We start from the raw sequence: 19,945 nt of genomic DNA on the forward strand, positions 1-19,945 counted from the left end.
TTCATTTCGGATGTTGATCTTTTGCCCGGATTCGTTCAATTTTGAAAATGAATGTTTGGCCGACTCATCATCAAGGAATGTGATATATGCGAAACCTCGACATCACTACGTTGCGCTCGTTGGTGGCGGTGGCCGACCATGGTGGTGTGACGCGCGCGGCGACGGCGTTGAATCTGACGCAATCAGCGGTCTCGATGCAGATCAAGCGGTTAGAGGAAATGCTGGATCTTACGCTTCTAGAGCGCGCCAATCGTCGGGTGTCATTGACCGCGCCGGGTGAGCAATTGGTGGGCTATGCGCGGCGTATGCTCGATCTGAATGACGAGGTGATGGGGCGGCTGACCGAAGAGACATTCGAGGGGGAATTGGCGCTCGGTGTGCCGCATGACATCGTTTATCCGGTGGTTCCACGTGTGCTCAAGCAGTTCAACGCGGCCTTTCCACGGGTCAAGGTCAACCTGCGCTCATCCAGCACGCTGCGGCTGCGCGAGGCGCTTGCGCGGGGCGAGGTGGATGTGATCCTGACCACCGAGGAAGGCGTGGGCGAGGGGGGCGAGACCTTGACGCAGATGAATCTGCGCTGGACCGGTGCGCAAGGCGGCGTGTCGTGGAAGCGACGCCCGCTGCGGTTGGCGTTTTGCCGCCAGTGCATTTTCCGGCCCATCGTGCTGCGCAAGCTGGATGCGGCGGGGGTGGATTGGGAGTTGGCGGTTGATTCCGAGGATGATCGCGCGGTCGAGGCATTGGTGAGCGCCGATCTGGCGGTTGGGGCGCTGCTCGAGAGCAGCATCCCGCCACATCTCGAGGCGATCCATCCCGGCGGGGCGCTGCCGGATCTGGGGATTCAAAAGATCAACCTGTACGGCAATGCGGGCCGCGATGCGGTGCGCGCCGAATTGATGCGGATGTTGCGGCAGGGATTTGGCGCGCTGACATCGCCGGTGCTTATGTCAGCGTGACCACGACCTTGCCGGTCGATTTGCGCAAGCGCAGCAGATCAAGCGCCTCTGCGGCCTGTTCAAGCGGCAAAAGATGCGAGACATGCGGGCGCAAGCGCCCGGCTGCATACCAGTCAAAGAGGGTGGCCATGCTCTGGGTTACCACCTCGGGGCGGAATTTGAGATAGCCGCCCCAATAGAGGCCCATCACAGTGATATTCTTGACCAGAAGGTGATTGGCGGGGATTTGTGGCACATCGCCAGAGGCAAAGCCGATCGTCAGGATGCGCGCTTCGGGGTTGCAGGCGCGCAGTGCGGCGGTAAATTGATCGCCCCCCACCGGATCATAAACCACATCGACGCCGCCAAGCGCGCGGCAGACATCGCGGATATCTTGGGTTGCCGCGTCGATCAGGTGATCGGCCCCGGCCTCTTGGGCCACGGCGAGTTTGTCGGCGCCGCGAGCACAGGCGATCACACGCGCGCCCATCTGCTTGCCGATTTCAACAGCCGTGAGGCCCACACCCCCGGCGGCCCCCAGAACCAACAGGGTTTCCCCCGGTTGCAGCCGCGCCTTGTGATCCAGCGCAACGTGGCTGGTGCCATAGGCCACTTGAAAGGCTGCTGCATCGGCAAAGCTCATGGCATCGGGCAGGGGCACCGCGCGGGCGGCGGGAAAACAGCCATAGTCTGCAAGCCCGCCCTGACCGCCAAAGACCGCGATACGGGTGCCAGGGGCGGGGCCATCGGTGCCGGGGCCAAGGGCGTCAACCGTGCCTGCCACCTCCATTCCAAGGGTAAAGGGTGGCTCTGGCGTGTCCTGATAGGCCCCCTTGATCATCAGCAGATCCGCAAAGTTGAGCCCGCAGGCCGCGATCCGTACTCTGATTTCGCCCGGACCCGGGGTTGGCCGGGGCAGATCGGTCAAGAGGGGCTCTGCGCCCTTCGCGGGCAGGTGGTAGGCGCGCATGTTGAACCCTTGTGATTCTGACGAGGCGAGGTAAAACTGTGATCGTGGTTAGACGAATTCGATTCGCCCTGTCAAACCTGTGCAAACCAAGCACAAAAAGTGGAAAACACCCTATCCAAAAGGATAGGTGCCCGCTTAGATTGTGTTTCATTGGGATAGGTCACGCAAATGGATAGCGATATTTCTTGAATTTTAACACCATCTTGGTAGGGTCTGGCACGCGCTGCTGGGATGCGTGGCGTCTTGCTCGGGGCATTAGTTTCGGGTGATCGAATTACGGTAATTCTCAGAGTAGGTAAGAAGGAACACTATATGCCGCACCCCGTTGATGTGCACGTCGGCAAACGTATTCGGCACCGCCGCTGGCTGGTGGGAATGACCCAGCAGCAGCTGGCAGAGAGCGTCGGAATCAAATTTCAACAGATTCAAAAATATGAGACAGGTGCGAACCGCGTAAGCGCGTCGCGGCTCTGGGACATTGCCGAATCGCTGGATGTCGAGATCAGCTTTTTCTTTGAAGGCCTGGATCAAGAGGGCGGTGTGGAGCGCGAAAAGAGCGATCCAGCACGGGCCGACCTGATGGGCGACAAAGAGGCGCTGGATCTGGTGCGTTCGTATTACGCCATTCCCGAAAACCAGCGTCGGCGTTTGTTCGACCTTGCCCGGGTTTTGAGCGAGGTGGCTTGAGCCGAGCCGGCCTTGGGTCTATCCCTCTGCGCAAGCGGTAGGAAAGGCGGGCCGGAATGGACAAGACAGATATCGTCAAGACAGCCCACGCGGTGGCAGATGCCGCGCGTGAGGCTGTTTTGCCGTTTTTTCGCAGTGCCGGGCTGACGGCGGATAACAAACTGCCTGAGGGGCGGTTTGATCCGGTGACAGAGGGCGACCGTGCCACCGAACGTGCCATGCGCGAGGTTCTGCGGCGGTTGCGTCCGCAGGATGGAATCCTTGGCGAGGAATATGGCGCGGTTTCGGGCACCAGCGGCCTGACATGGGTGCTGGACCCAATCGACGGCACGCGGGCATTTATGTCTGGGGCCCCGACATGGGGCGTGCTGATCGCGGTTTCTGACGAGACTGGCCCGATCTATGGGATTATCGACCAGCCCTATATTGGCGAGCGGTTTGAAGGCGGCTGGGGCACGGCACGGATGACCGGGCCGATGGGCGCGCGGGATCTGCGGGTGCTGGGCGCGCGGGCCTTGTCGGATGCGATCGTCTTTACCACATTTCCAGAGTTGGGCAGCCCGGCAGAGGCCGCAGGCTTTGCCGAGGTCGCGGCCTGCGCGAAGTTAACGCGCTATGGGCTTGATTGTTATGCATATTCTCTTGTTGCGGCGGGGCATGTCGATCTGGTGATCGAGGCTGGTTTGGCGGCCTATGATATTCAGGCACCGATTGCCGTGATCGAGGCGGCGGGCGGTATTGTCACCGACTGGCAGGGCGGCCCTGCACATCAGGGTGGGCGGGCGATTGCCGCCGCCGGGCGCGCGCAGCATGAGGCGGCGCTGGAGATATTGTCGAAAGTGGTGTGAGGCGGGCAGTCGCTGGGCCGCGGGACGGCCCGGCGATCGCGCGGCACCCTTCGGGCTTGATTGCGCGCGGGGCGCTTTGTGCAAGCGTTGACAAAAGGTCAGATACGCACCGCCTTGCCCGCCACCCAAACGCCGGCAATGGCGCGGTCGTCGCCCATCATGATCGTGGGAAAGAGCGCCTCCCAGATGTCGGTAGCCCGCGCGCTGCGTTGCGCAATGGCGGGGGTTGAGGCGAGATCGAGGGCAACCAGATCGGCCTCCATCCCCGGTGCGATAGTGCCGATATGCGCGCCCATATGCAGCGCCTCTGCCGAACCTGCGGTGGCGAGCCAGAGAAGCTGTGCCGGGTGCAGCGCTGTACCGGTCAATTGCCCGATTTCATAGGCGGCGGCCATGGTGCGCAGCATGGAAAAGGACGAGCCCCCGCCAGTGTCGGTGGCAAGGCCCACACGCTGACCTTCGGCCACACGCGCGGCGAGGTTGAATAGGCCCGATCCGATAAAGCTGTTGGAGGTGGGGCAATGGATGAGGGCTGCGCCCATCTCGCGCAGGCGGTCGCGCTCGCGCGTCTCAAGGTGGATGGCGTGGCCATAAAGCCCGCGCGCCCCCAAAAGGCCGTGCGATTCGTAGGTGTCGAGATAATCGCGCGCCTCTGGGTAGAGGGATTTGACCCAGGCGACCTCGTCCACCTGCTCGGACAGGTGGGTTTGCATCAGGCATTCGGGGTATTCCGACCAGAGCGCACCCAAGGCCGCAAGCTGATCCGGCGTTGAAGTGGGCGAGAACCGGGGCGTGATGGCGTAAGAGAGCCGGTCCACGCCGTGCCAGCGTTCCAGCAGTGCTTTGCTGTCGTCATAGGCGGATTGCGCGGTGTCGCGCAGCCCCTCGGGTGCATTGCGATCCATACAGGTCTTGCCCGCCACGGCGCGCAGGCCACGCGCCTGCGCCGCCTCGAAAAACGCGGTCACGCTGGCGGGATGGATGGTGGCGTAGCTCGCGCAGGTGGTGGTGCCATGGGCGAGCATGAGGTCAAGATAGCGGCCCGCGATGTCGGCTGCATAGGCGGGATCGGCAAAGCGCATTTCTTCGGGAAAGGTATAGGTGTTGAGCCAGTCGATCAGGCGTTTGCCCCAACTGGCGATAATCGCGGTCTGGGGGTAATGCACATGCGCATCGACAAACCCGGCGCTGATGAGGTGCTTGCCCATGTCGGTCACGCGCGCCTGTGGGGCCTGCGCGCGTAGCTCCTGCGCGGTGCCGACGGCAGCGATCCGGCCATTTTCGATCAAGAGCGCCTCATGCAGGGTCGAGGCCCCGGCGGGATCGCCGTCGAACGGTGAACGATCGAAGGCGAGAACTTGGCCGGTGATCAGGGTGAGTGACGACATTTGCCCCCCGTGGGCTAAGGATTGCGCAGGGGGCAGGATAAGGGGGCACAAGGCCGGGGTAAATCGGCCCATTGTGATTGTTTTCCGCAAGACGGTTCTTTAATCCTGCGCGCAACAGAAACGCAGGGGGGCAATATGGCAGAACACGAAGACGATCTGGCCCCCGAGGCGGAACAGGACGAGGATGATACGCCGCTCACGCGGTCCTTGATTGCGCGGATCATGTACGCGGTCGAGACGCAGGACCGTGAAATGCTCTGGGCCGAGATGGAGCCGCTTCATGCGGCCGACATCGCCGACCTTCTGGAACAGAGCAACGCCTATGACCGACGGCGCTTGATCGCGCTTTACGGGCAGGAGTTCGACGGCGATATTCTGTCGGAACTCGACGAATCGATCCGCGAAGAGGTGATCAACCTTCTCACGCCGCAGGTTCTGGCCGACGCGGTGCGCGAGCTCGATTCCGATGATGTGGTCGATCTGGTCGAGGATCTGGAGGATCAGCAGCAAGAAGCGATCCTGAGCGTTCTGGAAGACAGCGACCGTGCGGCGGTCGAACAATCGCTGACCTATCCGGAATATTCTGCTGGCCGTCTGATGCAGCGCGAAGTGGTGATGGCCCCCGAGCATTGGACCGTCGGCGACGCGATTGATTTCATGCGCCATGCCAAGGAATTGCCCGAGCAGTTCTATCACATCGTGCTGGTCGATCCGCGGCTGCACCCGGTGGGCAATGTCACGCTGGGGCGGATCATGGCCTCGCGTCGGGATGTGCCGCTGAAAGACATTGTGGAGGAGACATTCCACACTATTCCGGTCACGCGCTATGACGGCGATGTGGCCTATATGTTTAACCAGTATCACCTGATTTCGGCCCCCGTCGTGGATGAGGATGGCCGGTTGGTGGGCGTGATCACCATCGACGACGCGATGGCGGTGCTGGATGAAGAGCACGAAGAAGACATCATGCGTCTGGCCGGTGTGGGCGAGGGCGGGATCAACGATTCCGTGATCGAGACCTCCAAACAGCGGGTGCCGTGGCTTGCCGTCAATCTGGGCACGGCGATTCTGGCCTCGTTGGTGATTGCACAGTTCGAATTGGCGATTGCGCAACTGGTGGCGCTGGCCGTCTTGATGCCGATTGTCGCCTCGATGGGGGGCAATGCGGGCACACAAAGCCTGACGGTGGCAGTGCGCGCCTTGGCGACCAAAGACTTGACCGGGGCGAATGTCTGGCGGGTGCTGCGGCGCGAAACGCTGGTTGGGCTGATCAACGGGTTGATTTTCGCGCTGGTGATGGGCGCGGTTGGGGTGGTCTGGTTTGGCGGGCCGGAACTGGGCTATGTGATCGGTGCTGCGATGGTGATCAATCTTGTCGTTGCCGGGTTGGCAGGGGCGGCCATACCGGTGATCATGGACCGGATGGGCGTTGATCCGGCGCTGGGTTCGGGCACCTTTGTCACCACGGTGACGGATGTGGTGGGCTTTTTCGCGTTTCTGGGGCTGGCGACGGTGTTTCTGATATGACCGATTTGACAGAGGTGAAGGCCGCAGCGCGCAAGACCGCGTTTGAGCGGCGCGCCGAGGCGCATCGCGCCCGGATGCCGGGGACGGCGGCGCTTTTGTCGGGGGTATTGGCGGGGTATCGGGGCGTGCCGCTGGCAGGCTATATGCCAATCCGGTCCGAGATTGATCCGCTGACCGCGATGGAAGAGGCGGCAGCGCATGGGCCGGTTGGCGTGCCTGTCATTCGCGGCGCTGGTCTGCCGCTCGATTTTTCGCGCTGGGGGCCGGGATGCGCGCTGCGCGAGGGGCCGTTTGGCGCGATGGTGCCCGAGGTGGACGATTTTTTCGAGCCAGAAATCTTGATTGTGCCTTTGGTGGCCTTTGACCGCCGGGGCGGGCGGCTGGGCTATGGCGGCGGGTTTTATGACCGCACGCTCGAGATGCTGCGTGCCCGGCGCGGGACATTGGCCATCGGCTTTGCCTATGGTGCGCAGGAGGCGGCGGAACTGCCGCTTGAACCCACGGATCAGCCGCTTGATATGGTCGTGACCGAGGTGGAGGTGATCAGCTTTGGCACGCGCGGTCAGAGTGGGAGATAATCCATCATTTCCCCGGCTGCCCGCGCAGGATCGCTGACCGGGCGCACCATCAGCGCCTGGGCATTGGCGAGGATGGTCAAGAGTGAGCTGTCCTGTTTATCCTCGGGATGAATACCCTCAGGTGTTAGGGCCGCGCGCATGTAATGCTCGCGCGGGCCGTTGGCGGGCAGGGCAATCGCCAAGGGCGCGCGCAGGCGCGGGGTGGGGGCGGTGCCCAAACCCAGCATGGCATTGATCATGGGCGCGATGAACACATGACCGCAGACCATGGCCGACACCGGATTTCCGGGCAGGCCGACCATGGCTGCGCCGTTCAGACGCCCGGCCATCAAGGGCTTGCCGGGGCGCATAGCGACCTTGTAAAAGGCGCGGTCCATGCCCAGATCGCCCGCCACGCGCCCCACGAGATCATGATCGCCGACCGAGGCACCGCCGATGGTGATGATCAGATCAGCGCCTCGCGTCAGGGCAAAACATGCGGTGAGCGAGGCCACGGTATCGCGGGCGATGGGCAGGATGCGCGCCTCTGCCCCCATCGCGTCGAGCATTGCCTTAAGGCCAAAGGTGTTGGACGCGATGATCTGATCGGGGCCGGGGGCCTCTCCGGGCATGACCAATTCATCGCCGGTGGACATCAGCGCAACCTGTGGTTTGCGGCGCACCGGCACGGCGGCGATGTTCATCGAGGCGAGAAGTGCAATGTCAGCGGGGCGCAGACGTCGGGGGGCGGTGATGGTCTGACCTTCACGGAAATCGCAGCCCAAGGGGCGAATATGATCCTTGCGGTCAAGATTTTGGCCAAGGGTGATCTGGTCGGCGTCGCGGGTCACATCCTCTTGGATGATCACGCGGGTGGCCCCTGTTGGAATGGGCGCGCCGGTAAAGATGCGCACCGCTTGGCCGGTGCTCAGCGCGCCGGGATAGGCATGGCCCGCGGCCGCCTCGCCGATCACGGTGAGGGTGGTGCCGGGGGCCGCATCAGCGCTGCAGACCGCATAGCCGTCCATGGCAGAGGCGGCGAAGGGCGGCTGATCGCGCCGCGCGGCCACATCGCGGGCAAGGATGCGCCCTGCGGCCTGCGCGAGCGGCACCTCCTCGATGTCGAGCGGTTGAACAAGGCTGAAGAGATGCGCAAGGGCCGCGTCAACAGTGATCATATCGCCTCATACCGTCCTGATTTTCCACCATCTTTTAGGATCACGCGAAGGCCGCCGATTTCCATCGCCTTATCCACCGCCTTGGTCATGTCATAGACCGTGAGGGCGGTGACGGAGGCGGCGGTCAGCGCCTCCATCTCGACGCCGGTCTGGCCTGTGGTCTTGACCGTTGCGGCGATGCGCACGCCGGGAAGATCGGGATCAAGGGTGAGGTCCACCGTGACCTTGGTGATGGCAAGCGGGTGGCAGAGCGGGATAAGGTCGGGCGTTCGCTTGGCGGCCATGATCCCGGCAAGGCGGGCGACGGCCAGAACATCGCCTTTCTTGGCGCGGCCTTCGGCAATGATATCAAAGGTTTCGCGGGCCATCTTGATGTGGCTTTCGGCCACGGCCACGCGCGCAGTCACATCCTTGTCCGAAACATCGACCATATGGGCATGACCTTGGCCGTCGAAATGGCTGAGCCCGGACATCAGAATCCGCCCGGTGTCAGCGGATTGGCCAGCAAGTTGCGCGTGGCCTGTGCCACATCCTCGGCGCGCATCAGGGTTTCGCCGATCAGGAATGTGCGCGCGCCGTAACGGGCCATGTCGGCCAGATCCTCGGGCGTTGCGAGGCCGCTTTCGCAGACGATCATGCGTTCGGGCGGCACGAATTTGGACAGTTGCCGCGTGGTGTCGAGCGTGGTCTCAAAGGTGTTGAGATCACGGTTGTTGATGCCGATCATCCGGGATTTGAGATGGTTAGCGCGGTCGAGTTCGGCGCGGTTGTGGACCTCGATCAGCGCGTCCATGCCCCAATGGGTTGCGGCCTCTTCCAATTCGAGCGCTTGCGCATCCGAGACACTGGCCATGATGATAAGGATGCAATCGGCCCCCCAAGCGCGCGCTTCGGCCACCTGATAGGGATCATACATGAAATCCTTGCGCAGCACCGGCAGGTCGCAGGCATTGCGCGCCTGTTCAAGGTAGTCCGGCGCGCCCTGAAAGCTGGGCGTATCTGTCAGCACCGAAAGACAGGTGGCCCCGCCGGTCGCATAGGCCTGCGCCAGCGCGGCGGGGTCGAAATCGGCACGGATCAAGCCCTTGGAGGGGCTGGCCTTTTTGATTTCGGCAATGAGGCCATAGCCGGTCTTGGTGGCCTTAAGCAGCGCATCCGCGAAGGGGCGGACGTGCGGAGCCTCATGGGCCAGCGTCTCGATCTCGGCCAAGGGGTGCGCGGCCTTGGCTGCGGCAATTTCTTCGAGTTTATAGGCTTTGATCTTGTCCAGAATGGTCGGCGTTGTCATGCAGTCTCCGATGTCAGTTTCGCAAGGGCAGCGATTTTTGCGCGGGCTGCGCCGCTGTCGATGCTTTCTGCGGCCTGGGCCACGCCGGCGCGCAGGTCGCTGGCATGTCCGGCAACCGTCAGGGCGGCGGCGGCGTTGAGCAGCACAGCATCGCGGTAGGCGCCCGGCGCACCATCAAGAAGCGCGCGCAGGGCGGCGGCGTTCTCCGCAGGGGTGCCCCCCAAAATGGCCTCGAATGGATGTACGGGCAAGCCAAAATCCTCGGGATGCAATTCGGTCTCGTGGATGCTGCCGTCGTCTTCGAGGGCCGCGACCCATGACACGCCGGTGATTGTCATCTCATCGGTGCCGTCCGAGCCATGCACAAGCCAGGCGCGGGTTGAACCCAATTGGCCCAAGGTTTCGGCCATGGGGCGGATAAGATCGCGGGAAAACGCGCCGGTGAGTTGGCGCTTGACGCCTGCGGGGTTGGTAAGGGGGCCAAGGATGTTGAAAATGGTCCGGGTGCCCAATTCGGTGCGTACCGGCCCGACATGGGCCATGGCCGGGTGATGCATGGGGGCCATCATAAACGCTATGCCCACTTCCGTCAGCGCGCGTTCGACCACCGGCACGCCGACCATCACCTTGATCCCCATTTCCGTGAGCGCATCCGCCGCCCCGGATTTGGAGGAGAGGTTGCGGTTGCCATGTTTGGCCACGGGCACGCCCGCCCCCGCCACGACAAAGGCCGTCGCGGTCGAGATATTGAGCGTGCCCTTGCCATCACCACCGGTGCCGACGATGTCCATCGCCCCCTCTGGCGCGCGCACGGCGTTGCATTTGGCGCGCATCACGGCGGCGGCGGCGGCGTATTCATTGACCGTCTCGCCGCGCGTGCGCAAAGCCATGAGAAAGCCCCCGATCTGGGCAGGTGTCGCTTCGCCTTCGAACAGGATCTCAAAGGCGGTTTCGGCCTCTGTGCGACTGAGGGGGCGGTCGACAGCGGCAGCGATCAGCGGTTTGAGCTGCTCGCTCATGCCGGAACCTGCATCATGTCGATGAAATTCTTGAGCAGCGCGTGACCGTGTTGCGATGCGATGGATTCGGGGTGAAATTGCACGCCCTGAATGGGCAAGTCGCGGTGTTGCAGGCCCATGATGGTGCCATCTGCCAGTTCTGCGGTGATTTCAAGGCAGTCGGGCAGGCTGGAGCGTTCGACCACAAGCGAGTGATAGCGCGTCGCCTCAAAGGGAGAGGGCAGGCCAGCAAAGACGCCTTTGCCCTCATGAAGGATCTGGCCCATCTTGCCATGTACGATTTCGGAATGGCGGATAACCTTGCCGCCAAAGGCCTGACCGATGGTCTGATGCCCAAGGCAGACGCCCAAAAGCGGAATACCCGCCTCGGCGGCTGCAAGGGTGAGCGGCAGGCAAATGCCCGCCTGATCCGGATCGCAGGGGCCGGGCGAAAGCAGGATGCCATCGGGGCGCATCGCCATCGCTTCTTGCACATTGAGCGCATCATTCCGCACAACGCGGGTTTCTGCACCCAATTCGCCTACGTAATGGACGAGATTATAGGTGAAACTGTCGTAGTTATCGATCAAGAGCAGCATTCGCGCCTGTCCTCATGCAAAGGGGGCTGGAGGCCAAGGGGCCGGTCGCGGTATACTTGTTCAGTCTTGCGCGGCACCGTCAAGGGGCGCTAGGCCGGATAACAGGCAAAACAGGCAGATGTGGGGGCAAAGGCAGTGGCACGCGGAGTATTGGCAGGCATGATGACGGGAACGCTGGTGTCGGGGCTGGCGTTGGGCACACTGTCTGTGCTGAGCGGGGCACCGGGTACGGTGCCGCCCGAAGCGGTGAGTTTGGAGGTGCCTGCGGGATCGGGGTTCGATCTGCGGCGCGAGGATGCAGAGGCGGCCTTGCCCGAGACGCAGGCCGCGCCCGAGACGGCGGGAGTGTCGCAGGCCGCACCGCCTGCGCCCGATGACAGCGCTGGCATCGGTGCAGTTGAGACTGCGCCGGCAGCGGTGCCGGAAACGGGGGAGGCGGCCGCCTTGGCTGAGGCTCCCGAAGTGGCGGCCGATAGTGGCGGTGTGGCGGTCGAAAGCGACGAGCCGGTTCTGCCAAGCCCGCTAGTGCCAGCGCCTGTGGTGCCGAACAGCGAGGGCGCGGTGGCGGTTTCGACCGATCCCGCGCAGCCGCCCGCACCCCCTCCAAGCGAGGAGAGTGCTGGGCTGAGCGCGCCAGAGGCGGGGCAGAGCGAGTCTATTTTTCCATCCGAGGAGCCTGCGCCGGTGTTGATCCCTGACGCCACGGATGGCGAGGGCGTGGCGGATCTGTCGCCGGAAGCCGAGGCACAGGCAGAAGTGGCCCCTGTGCCAGAAGCGGACGCAGAGACTGTGGCCAAGACCCTGCCTGCGCTGGGCACGATCGGCAACCGGGCCGAAGGGGTGACAACCAATCGCTTGCCCAGCCTTGGCGATCCTGCGCCCGAGGTTGCCGAGGCCATCGCAGAGCCCGAGGCGGCGGAGGGTGCCTTGGTGCGCAATCGGGTGGCGTTCGACAATCCCGAGGGCAAGCCGCTGATGGCGATCATTCTGATGGATGACGGGCAGAGCCCGATTGGGATCGAGGCGCTTCAGAGTTTTCCCTATCCGCTGAATTTCGCGGTGGATGTCACCTGGTCCGGGGCGGCGGATGCGGCAGAACGCTACCGCGCCGCCGGATTCGAGGTTTTGGCCATGGCCGATTTGCCCGAAGGGGCGCGGCCCGAGGATGCCGAAGTGGCGATGCAGGCCTGGTTTACGCAGGTGCCGCAGGCGGTGGCGGTTTTGGAAGGGGCAGGCGCGGGCCTGCAATCGAGCCGCGAAGCCACGGCGCAATTGGCCCCAATTCTGAAAGAGAGCGGGCATGGGCTGGTGATGCATCCCAACGGGCTGAACACGGCGCAAAAGCTGATCGCACGCGAAGGCGTGCCCTCGGCCAGCCTGTTTCGGGATTTTGACGGGCAGGGACAGAATGTCGCCGCCATCCGGCGGTTTCTGGATCAGGCGGCGATGCGGGCGGATCAGCAGGAGGATGGCGTGATCATGCTGGGCCGGTTGCGGGCGGATACGATCAGCGCCCTGCTCCTCTGGGGCTTGGCAGACCGGGCCGCAAGCGTGGCCTTGGCGCCTGTGTCGGCGGTGCTTCGGGCGGAGTGATCCCGGCGCCTGCCCTGTCCGGTCGTTGACCGGGGCTGCCGTTCGCGGCTACGCTTGGGCCATAGTCATGCGAAATGGAGTTTTTATGATGTCCAAAAGATTGATTTTGGCACTTGGTCTTTCATTGATGGGATCGGCGGCCTTTGCGGATATGACCGTGCAATTGGGCGGTGGCTGGGATGGTCGCAAGGTGCCCGCCGGTCAGCATTGCCATTTGTCCGGTGGCAAAGGCAGCACGCCCCCGATGACGGTATCTGGTATTCCTGCGGGCACGGTCTGGCTGATTGCCTATTACAACGACAAGTCTTACGGCCCGCTGTCGCAGAATGGGGGCCATGGCACGATCGGCTATCCTGTCAAAGGAGCCACGGCCGATCTGCCTGCGGTGCCCGGAATGACGGCAAAGCTGCCCGGTGGCGTGCGGGTCATCAAGCCTGCGCGCTCGACCGGGGATTACGCAAGCCCGGGATATCTGCCGCCATGCTCTGGCGGTCGCGGCAATCGGTATACGGTGGATATTCGGGCGGTCGATGCCGCGGGCAAGGTGTTGTCTGAACTGAAGAACGTCGACATCGGAAAATACTGAGCGCTGCGCCGATCTGGCCCATTGGGCCGCGAAAGGCCCGCATCATGCCGCACCGGGGACAGCCGGGGGTACGCTGTGACCGCAGGTTGGGACCACAACCATAGCGAAAGGTGCTGGCGATGATCCTCTATCCGACCTTGGAAATACTGGACGGAAAATGTGTCACTCTGACGCGCGGGCGGCTGGATGAGCCGGTCTTCTGGCATGTGGACCCGATCGAAACCGCGCGCCGTTTTGTGGCCGCCGGGGCCGATTGGATGCACCTCACCGATATGAACGGGCTGCGCGGCGCGGGTGACAATGATGCGCTTATCGAGCAGATCATCCGGGCCGTGGGTATTCCGGTGCAGCTTGGCGGCGGGTTTCGGGGACGCGAAGCGGTGGAGCGCTGGATCGACAAGGGGGCGGGGCGGATCGTGCTGGGCACAATGGCGGTTCAGAACCCCGAAGCGGTCAAGGCGCTGGCCAAGTATCACCCGGATCAGATCGTCGTGGCGGTGGATATCTATCAGGGGCAGTTGATGACCGATGGTTGGCGCACGGCCTCTGCCTTTGGTCCGGGTGAGTTGATCGCAGCCTTTGACGGTGTGCCGCTGGCGGGGATTTTGATTACAGATATTGATGCCGATATCGAGGATAGTGATGGCAGTCTCGGGGTGATTTCCGGGCTGGCAGCCAAGACGCGGCATGCGGTGATTGCGCGGGGCACGGTGCGGACGGTCGATGACGTGGCGCGGCTGCGCTATATTCCCAATATCGACGGCACGATCATCGGGCGCGCGCTTTTGTCCAAGGATGTCGATCTGGGCGAGGCTCTGGCGGTTGCGCGGGCCGCCCCGGAAGCGAAGGCAGAGTTCATCTGAGCGCGCGGCCTTAGCCCCGCCACTCTCCGGGGCCGAGGCCGTCGAGTGTCCAGTCCCCGATGCGCCACCGGATGAGGCGCAGGGTGGGGTGACCGATATGGGCGGTCATGCGGCGCACCTGCCGGTTGCGCCCTTCGGAGATCGTAAGTTTCAGCCAGCAATCGGGCACGGATTTGCGAAAGCGGACGGGCGGGGTGCGCGGCCAGAGGGTCGGAGGCTCTGTCCGCTCGACCCGTGCTGGCCGCGTCGGGCCGTCGCTCAGCGTGACACCGGCACGCAGGGCTGCGAGGGCTGTGTCATCCGGCAGGCCTTCGACCTGCGCGTAATATGTTTTTTCTGTTTTAAAACGAGGATTTGCGATGCGCGCTTGAAGTTGGCCATCATCGGTCAGCAACAAGAGCCCTTCGCTGTCGCGATCCAGCCGACCGGCGGGATAGACGCGGGGGATGTCGATGAAATCCGAGAGCGTGGCACGGGGGCTGCCCTCGCTGCCGCGATCGGTGAATTGCGACAGCACATCATAGGGTTTGTTGAAGAGGATGAGGCGGGCCATGCCCCTGTCTTGCCCGAGGGCAAGGCCCGCCGCAAGTCTCAGTTATAGCCGGGGCGCAGGCCTTGGCGGATCTTGTAGGTCCAGGGCAGACCGGCGTTGCGCCAGCCGTTGACGGCGCGCGCGCCAGCCTCGTTGGTGTCGCCCTCGAACCCGTCCACGACATTGTAGAGCGTCACGGCAATGCCGCCGTCGACGAGTTTGCCTATAGCCTCGGCGCTGCGCGAGCCAGAGCGGCACATCACCAAGAGCGTATCCACACCTGCAGCGGCATCACTGGCAAGCCATGCCTTGACCTCGTCAACAAAGGCGGGGTTGTCCACCATCTTGTAAGCGCCTTTCTTGGCGTCGAAGGTCAGGGCAGGGTCCATCAGTTTTGACGGGATATTCGCAGCAGCGGCCGTGGCATAGCCAATCAGGGTCACCTCGGACGGGGTGCGCACATCGATGAGGGCGACGTTGGGATGATCGGCCAGCACGCGGGCAGCGTCGGCGGCAATCATATAGAGGCCGGGGGCGGTCTGTTTGTTCTTGCTGAGTGTGTCGACAGCCACGGGCTCTTGTAGGGTCAGGGCACCGCCAGCCGCGCTTGCGAGCGGCGCGAGTGCCAAGGCCAAGGCCACGAGGGCCGGAGCGGCGAATCGTGTGATGCGGTTCATTAGGCTTCCCTCCATTACATTCCTAAAGTGGAATATGATTGGAAAGACCTACGCCCGCCTGCACCCGTGCGCCTTGACCTGTGTCAAACGGGATTAGCCGTTGCTGTCGCCACCAAAACGCGCGGCATCGGCAGCAGCGCGACGGATGGCGTTCGATTTATGGACGGTTTCCATATACTCCGCCTCTGGGTCGCTGTCATAGACAACGCCGCCGCCTGCCTGAATATAAAGGTTCTGATCCTTGACCACGGCGGTACGCAGGGCGATGCAGACATCCATATCGCCGCCCGAGCTGAAATAGCCGACACCGCCGCCATAGACGCCGCGTTTCTCGGGCTCCAACTCGTCGATGATCTCCATCGCGCGGACCTTGGGCGCGCCCGACACGGTGCCTGCGGGCAGACCGGCGAGAAGGGCGCTGAGCGCATCCTGATCCTCGGCCAACTCGCCCACCACATTCGAGACGATGTGCATCACGTGACTATAGCGCTCGATGATGAATTTTTCGGTCGGATGCACGGTGCCGATCTTGCAGACGCGACCGGCGTCGTTGCGCCCCAGATCCAGCAGCATGAGATGCTCGGCCAGTTCCTTTTTGTCGGCCAAAAGATCCGCCTCAAGGGCGCGATCCTCTTCGGGGGTAGCGCCACGGGGGCGTGTGCCTGCGATGGGGCGGATCGTCACCTCTTGGCCAAACACACGCACGAGGATTTCGGGGCTGGCCCCGATCACCTGAAAGCCGCCAAAGTTGAAATAGAACATGAAAGGCGACGGATTGGTGCGCCGCAAGCTGCGGTAAAGGGAAAAGGGCGGTTGGCGAAAGGTCTGGGTCCAGCGCTGGCTGGGCACCACCTGAAAGATATCGCCTGCGCGGATGTAATCCTTGGCCTTTTCAACGGCTTGCTTATAGCCGTCGCGGGTGAAATTCGAGACCGGGGCGGCATCCTCATGGGCCTCACCCAAGCGGCGGCTGGATTGGGGCAGGGCGCGTTCCAGATCGCGGACTGCATCCATCACCCGCTCGGCGGCCTGCGCATAGGCGGCGCGCGCCGATTGGCCGCTGCTGACCCATGCGGGGGCCACAACCATGACCTCGCCCTTGACGCCATCCAGAACGGCAATCACCGAAGGGCGCAGCATCACCGCATCCGGCAGGCCAAGCGGATCGGGGTTCACATTGGGCAGGTGTTCAACCAGCCGGATCATATCATAGCCCAGATAGCCAAAGAGACCGGCACTGGCAGCGGGCATGCCCTCGGGCAGGGCGATGCGGCTTTCGGCGATGAGGCCGCGCAGATTGGCCAAGGGATCGCCGTGCTGATCCTCGAACGCGTCATGATCAAACCGCGCCTGACGGTTGATGCGGCTGGTGGTGCCGTGGCAGTGCCAGATGACATCGGGTTTCATGCCGATGATGGAATAGCGCCCGCGCAATTCGCCGCCCGTCACCGATTCGAGCAAGAAGGCATCGCGCGCGGCACCTGTCAGCTTGAGCATCAGCGAGACGGGCGTGTCGAGATCGGCCGCAAGCCGCGCATGCACCACCTGATTTTCGCCCGCTTCATAGGCGCGCGCGAATTCCTCAAAGGACGGGGTCAGTTCCAATTTTGGCGGTCCTCAGTTGAAATTGGCGTGCACGGCATTGAGGGCCGCCTGATCAAGTTCGACGCCCGCACGGCTGCGGATGTCATTGGCCAGCACTTGAAACAGATCCTGTCCCAGATCGGCGGCGGCCTGATCTTGCAGGGCGGCGCGCAGGCGGGCGAGATCCTCGTCCTCTTCTGCGGGCAGGGGCGGCGCGATGCTGTCAAGGCGCAGAACAAAGAGGCGACCATTGCCCTCGATCACGCGCACCTCGCCTTGGACCATGTCAAACACCGTGTCGATGAATTCTGCGGGGGCCTCGGGGCGGTAATCGCGGCGGGTCATGTCGGTCACTTCCGTTGCCGTCAGCCCCAGATCGGCAAAGCTGGCACCGGCGCGCAGTTCTGCGAGCTGTGGTTCGAGCTGCGCGCGCAGGGCTGTCACCGTCGCCTCAGCGCGCCAGCCACGCAGGACGGCGTCGCGCACATCCTCAAGCGGTTGGATGCGGGGCTCTACGATCCCGTCGAGACGGAGGGCAAAGATGCCGCCATCCGCCAGTTGTTCAACCTCGGGATAGTCGCCCGTTGCCACGGCCTGTGCTGCGGCGCGAAAGCTGTCATAGCCTGCCATGCCTTCGGTCAGGCCGGGGTGCCAGTCGATGCTGCCAAGTTCGAGATCGGTTTCCTTGGCCACATCTTCGAGCGTGGCGCCTCCAGCAAGGAGATCATCGACCGTGTCGATTTTGGCCTCGATGACGCGGCGCGCGCGGTCGGCGGCCAGTTCTTCGCGCAGGCGTGGTTCCGCCTCTTCAAAGGTTGTGATCTGCGCCGCGAGAACGGCGTTGACGCGAAAGAGGGCCGGGCCAAGATTTGTGTCGATCGGTCCAACCACCTCGCCCGCCTGAGCGGAGAAGACGGGATCCGCGGCAGCGCCCAGATCCTCGCGGCTGACATCGCCCATGTCGATATCGGCCATATCCAGCCCGCGCTCAGAGACCAGCATTTCAAGCGCGATCCCGTCGTCTATCCGGGTGCGCGCGCGGGTCGCGGCCGCGGAATCGGCAAAGACCAGACGTTCGACCAACCGCCGCTCGGGCATGTTGAATTCGGTCTCGCGCTCTGCATAGGCCTCGCGCAGGGCGGCTTCGTCGACCTCGACACTATCAAGGATCATCGCGGGCGTGACCCATGCAAAGGTGATGGTTTTGGTTTCGGGTGTCGTGAAATCGGGCAGATGGCCTTGATGATAGGTCTTGAGGTCGTCCTCGGACGGGACGGGCAGGCCAGATTGCAGCGCGGCACGGTCAAGCACGGCAAAGGCCAAGCTGCGCCGCTCGGCCAGATAGGTCATCATCGTGTCCATATAGGTGCTTGGCGTTTGCAGACCGGCGAGGGCTGCGGCCTGCACCAGCGTGCTCGCGGTTTCGGCGCGGATGTTCTCTTCGAACTGGCTTTCATTCAGGCCGGCCTGATCGAGGGCAAAACGATACGCCTCGCGATCAAAGCTGCCATCGAGCCCCTGAAAGGAGGGAATGTCGAGGATCTGCTCGCGCAGGTTCTCATCGCCGATGGACAGGCCAAGGCGGTCTGCCTCATGCTCCAGGGCTGCACGGGCCACCAGACGGCCCAGCACGTCGGTATCAACCCCGGCGGCGCGCGCCTCGGCAAAGCTCATGGCGCTGCCTCGCTCCGCCTCTAGCGCGCGGATTTCGTTTTGCAGGGCGCGGGCGTAGGTGGTCACGTCAATTTCGGCGGTGCCAACATGGCCGATGCTGCGGACATTGCCAGAAAGGTTGGTTGCGCCAAATCCGGCAAGGCCCACAATCAGAAGGCCCATCAGAACCCACATCGCGCCTTTGGATATGCTGTTGCCTGCCATGGTGGCCCCCTGTCCGTTTGTGGCTTGTGCCCTGCTTGGGCGACTGTCTACGCGCTGTGGCCGGTCTGGACAAGAGGCCAGCGGAGGGCAGCCAGCCGGTCAAAGAGCGTGTCGATCCCGGCACGATCAAGATTGGCGAAGGCCACGCGCAACTCACGCGCGCCCTCCGGGTCATCAGACGGGCGGAACATGGTGCCGGGCAGCAAGAGAACGCCCGCCTCGGGCACGAGCGCCTGCGCCAAGTGATGCGAGTCCATCGCGAAAGGATGCGCCATATAGGCGAAATACGCACCGCATCCCAAAAGCCGCCAGCCTTGGCCTGTGACTTTCGGCATGTTGTCATGGATCGCTGCACGCCGGTCGAGGATTTCGGCGCGCTCGCCTGCCAGCCATTGCCCCAAATTGCGCATGCCCCAAAGCGCCGCGATCTGACCCAGTTGGTTGGGGCAGATCGTGACGGTGTCGAGGAATTTCTCGACTTCGGCCAGACGGGTCGGAGAGGCGACCATTGCGCCCACGCGGTGGCCGGTCAGGCGGTACGCCTTGGAAAAGGAATAGAGTTGGATGAGCGTATCGGCCCAGTCGGTATCGTGAAAGAGGTCGTGCCCCGCGCCGGGGCGGGCATCGAAATCGCGGTAGGTTTCATCGACGATAAGGGCAAGACCGCGCTCTTTGGCCAAGGTGTAGAACGCATGTGTGAGGTCGGCGGGATATTCCACGCCGCCCGGATTGTTGGGGGTGACGAGCACGATGGCGCGGGTGCGGGGCGTGATGAGCGCCGCCGCGTGATCCGGATCGGGCAAAAGTTCCGCGCCCGCGGCCAGCGGGACAGCGCGCACGCCCGCCATATCGAGCCACATTTTATGATTGAAATACCAAGGGGTTGGAAGGATAACCTCATCCCCTTCGGCACAGAGGGTAGTGATCGCCGCGCAAAAGGCCTGATTGCATCCAGAGGTGATGGCGACCTCGGCGGGTGCGATGCTGCCGCCATAGGTGGCGGACCACTGCGCCGCCACTTCGGCACGCAGGTCAGGCAGGCCCAGCACGGGGCCATAAAGATGCGCTTGCGGCTCATTCAGTGCCGCTTCGGCCACCGCGCGGCGCAGTGCCTCGGGGGGTGGGGCCACGGGGGCGGCTTGGCTTACATTGATGAGCGGGCGATGGGGCGGGAATGTCACCCCGTCCAGCCAGCGCCGCGCCTCCATGACAGGGGGCGAAAAGGTGCAGGCGGTGCGGGGCGGATTGATCATG

Annotated in this window: 20 protein-coding genes; 8 read left to right on the top strand and 12 right to left on the bottom strand. The window is 63.3% G+C overall.

The features are described from left to right. Positions 1-86 precede the first annotated feature (86 nt). Positions 87-959 carry a LysR family transcriptional regulator gene (locus tag RAK1035_RS13105; protein ID WP_008282057.1) on the top strand — a complete coding sequence of 291 codons (873 nt, stop codon included), beginning with the start codon at positions 87-89 and terminating at the stop codon, positions 957-959. Here the strand turns inward: RAK1035_RS13105 and RAK1035_RS13110 are convergent. Next, entirely contained in the window at positions 946-1,908 is a 963-nt protein-coding gene (locus tag RAK1035_RS13110; protein WP_008282058.1) for an NADPH:quinone oxidoreductase family protein, read from the bottom strand. The two genes, RAK1035_RS13105 and RAK1035_RS13110, sit on opposite strands and share 14 nt — an antisense overlap. A gap of 312 nt (positions 1,909-2,220) precedes the next feature. On the opposite strand from RAK1035_RS13110, the gene RAK1035_RS13115 reads away from it, so the two are divergent. Next, positions 2,221-2,595, top strand: a complete 375-nt coding sequence (locus tag RAK1035_RS13115; RefSeq protein WP_008282060.1) for a helix-turn-helix domain-containing protein — start codon at positions 2,221-2,223, stop codon at positions 2,593-2,595. A gap of 56 nt (positions 2,596-2,651) precedes the next feature. Beyond that, positions 2,652-3,443 (top strand): inositol monophosphatase family protein, encoded by a 792-nt coding sequence (locus RAK1035_RS13120; RefSeq protein ID WP_008282061.1) that lies wholly within the window; start codon positions 2,652-2,654, stop codon positions 3,441-3,443. Between the two features lie 98 nt (positions 3,444-3,541). Here RAK1035_RS13120 and guaD read toward each other — a convergent pair whose 3' ends face one another. After that, positions 3,542-4,831: a guanine deaminase gene (gene guaD / locus RAK1035_RS13125; protein ID WP_008282062.1), complete on the bottom strand. Its 1,290-nt coding sequence runs from the start codon at positions 4,829-4,831 to the stop codon at positions 3,542-3,544. Between the two features lie 135 nt (positions 4,832-4,966). Here guaD and mgtE point away from each other — a divergent pair, with 135 nt between their 5' ends. Together mgtE and RAK1035_RS13135 are read left to right on the top strand one after the other, a co-directional pair. After that, the gene (mgtE, locus tag RAK1035_RS13130; RefSeq protein ID WP_008282063.1) at positions 4,967-6,358 is read left to right on the top strand and encodes a magnesium transporter; all 1,392 of its coding nucleotides are present in this window, start codon (positions 4,967-4,969) and stop codon (positions 6,356-6,358) included. Then, positions 6,355-6,936: a 5-formyltetrahydrofolate cyclo-ligase gene (locus RAK1035_RS13135; RefSeq protein WP_008282064.1), complete on the top strand. Its 582-nt coding sequence runs from the start codon at positions 6,355-6,357 to the stop codon at positions 6,934-6,936. Before mgtE ends, RAK1035_RS13135 begins: the two co-directional genes overlap by 4 nt. Here the strand turns inward: RAK1035_RS13135 and RAK1035_RS13140 are convergent. The 5 genes from RAK1035_RS13140 to RAK1035_RS13160 are packed head-to-tail and all read right to left on the bottom strand — an operon-like array spanning position 6,921 to position 10,969. After that, positions 6,921-8,093, bottom strand: a complete 1,173-nt coding sequence (locus RAK1035_RS13140) for a molybdopterin molybdotransferase MoeA (protein WP_008282065.1) — start codon at positions 8,091-8,093, stop codon at positions 6,921-6,923. The genes RAK1035_RS13135 and RAK1035_RS13140 overlap by 16 nt on opposite strands. Then, a complete protein-coding gene (gene moaC, locus RAK1035_RS13145) occupies positions 8,090-8,566 on the bottom strand; it encodes a cyclic pyranopterin monophosphate synthase MoaC (protein ID WP_008282066.1) in 477 nt (158 codons plus the stop codon). The genes RAK1035_RS13140 and moaC overlap by 4 nt, the downstream gene beginning before the upstream one ends. Continuing rightward, positions 8,566-9,381: an indole-3-glycerol phosphate synthase TrpC gene (gene trpC, locus RAK1035_RS13150; protein ID WP_008282067.1), complete on the bottom strand. Its 816-nt coding sequence runs from the start codon at positions 9,379-9,381 to the stop codon at positions 8,566-8,568. The genes moaC and trpC overlap by 1 nt, the downstream gene beginning before the upstream one ends. Continuing rightward, positions 9,378-10,400, bottom strand: coding sequence for an anthranilate phosphoribosyltransferase (gene trpD / locus RAK1035_RS13155; RefSeq protein ID WP_008282068.1), 1,023 nt, complete (start codon positions 10,398-10,400; stop codon positions 9,378-9,380). Before trpD ends, trpC begins: the two co-directional genes overlap by 4 nt. Then, positions 10,397-10,969 carry an anthranilate synthase component II gene (locus RAK1035_RS13160; RefSeq protein WP_375554811.1) on the bottom strand — a complete coding sequence of 191 codons (573 nt, stop codon included), beginning with the start codon at positions 10,967-10,969 and terminating at the stop codon, positions 10,397-10,399. Before RAK1035_RS13160 ends, trpD begins: the two co-directional genes overlap by 4 nt. Positions 10,970-11,137: 168 nt before the next feature. On the opposite strand from RAK1035_RS13160, the gene RAK1035_RS13165 reads away from it, so the two are divergent. The 3 genes from RAK1035_RS13165 (at position 11,138) to RAK1035_RS13175 (ending at position 14,020) form a co-directional block, all read left to right on the top strand. Beyond that, entirely contained in the window at positions 11,138-12,571 is a 1,434-nt protein-coding gene (locus RAK1035_RS13165; protein WP_008282071.1) for a divergent polysaccharide deacetylase family protein, read from the top strand. A gap of 85 nt (positions 12,572-12,656) precedes the next feature. Next, positions 12,657-13,157: a hypothetical protein gene (locus tag RAK1035_RS13170; protein ID WP_254683678.1), complete on the top strand. Its 501-nt coding sequence runs from the start codon at positions 12,657-12,659 to the stop codon at positions 13,155-13,157. Positions 13,158-13,276: 119 nt separating this feature from the next. Beyond that, entirely contained in the window at positions 13,277-14,020 is a 744-nt protein-coding gene (locus tag RAK1035_RS13175; protein WP_008282073.1) for a HisA/HisF-related TIM barrel protein, read from the top strand. A gap of 10 nt (positions 14,021-14,030) precedes the next feature. Here RAK1035_RS13175 and RAK1035_RS13180 read toward each other — a convergent pair whose 3' ends face one another. The 5 genes from RAK1035_RS13180 to RAK1035_RS13200 all read right to left on the bottom strand — a co-directional run bounded on the left by RAK1035_RS13180 (position 14,031) and on the right by RAK1035_RS13200 (position 19,944). After that, on the bottom strand, positions 14,031-14,573 hold the full coding sequence (locus RAK1035_RS13180) for a pseudouridine synthase (RefSeq protein ID WP_008282074.1): 543 nt from the start codon (positions 14,571-14,573) through the stop codon (positions 14,031-14,033). Between the two features lie 38 nt (positions 14,574-14,611). Next, the gene (locus tag RAK1035_RS13185; RefSeq protein WP_008282075.1) at positions 14,612-15,229 is read right to left on the bottom strand and encodes a sulfurtransferase; all 618 of its coding nucleotides are present in this window, start codon (positions 15,227-15,229) and stop codon (positions 14,612-14,614) included. 93 nt (positions 15,230-15,322) lie between these two features. Continuing rightward, positions 15,323-16,834, bottom strand: a complete 1,512-nt coding sequence (trpE, locus tag RAK1035_RS13190; protein WP_008282076.1) for an anthranilate synthase component I — start codon at positions 16,832-16,834, stop codon at positions 15,323-15,325. Between the two features lie 12 nt (positions 16,835-16,846). Beyond that, positions 16,847-18,691 (bottom strand): peptidyl-prolyl cis-trans isomerase, encoded by a 1,845-nt coding sequence (locus RAK1035_RS13195; protein WP_008282077.1) that lies wholly within the window; start codon positions 18,689-18,691, stop codon positions 16,847-16,849. 47 nt (positions 18,692-18,738) lie between these two features. Continuing rightward, complete coding sequence (locus RAK1035_RS13200; RefSeq protein WP_037298283.1) at positions 18,739-19,944, bottom strand: aminotransferase; 1,206 nt, start codon at positions 19,942-19,944, stop codon at positions 18,739-18,741. Position 19,945 lies beyond the last annotated feature (1 nt).

Origin of the sequence: Roseovarius sp. AK1035 (genome assembly GCF_003288315.1) — a bacterium.
GTDB classification, from domain to species: domain Bacteria; phylum Pseudomonadota; class Alphaproteobacteria; order Rhodobacterales; family Rhodobacteraceae; genus Roseovarius; species Roseovarius mucosus_A.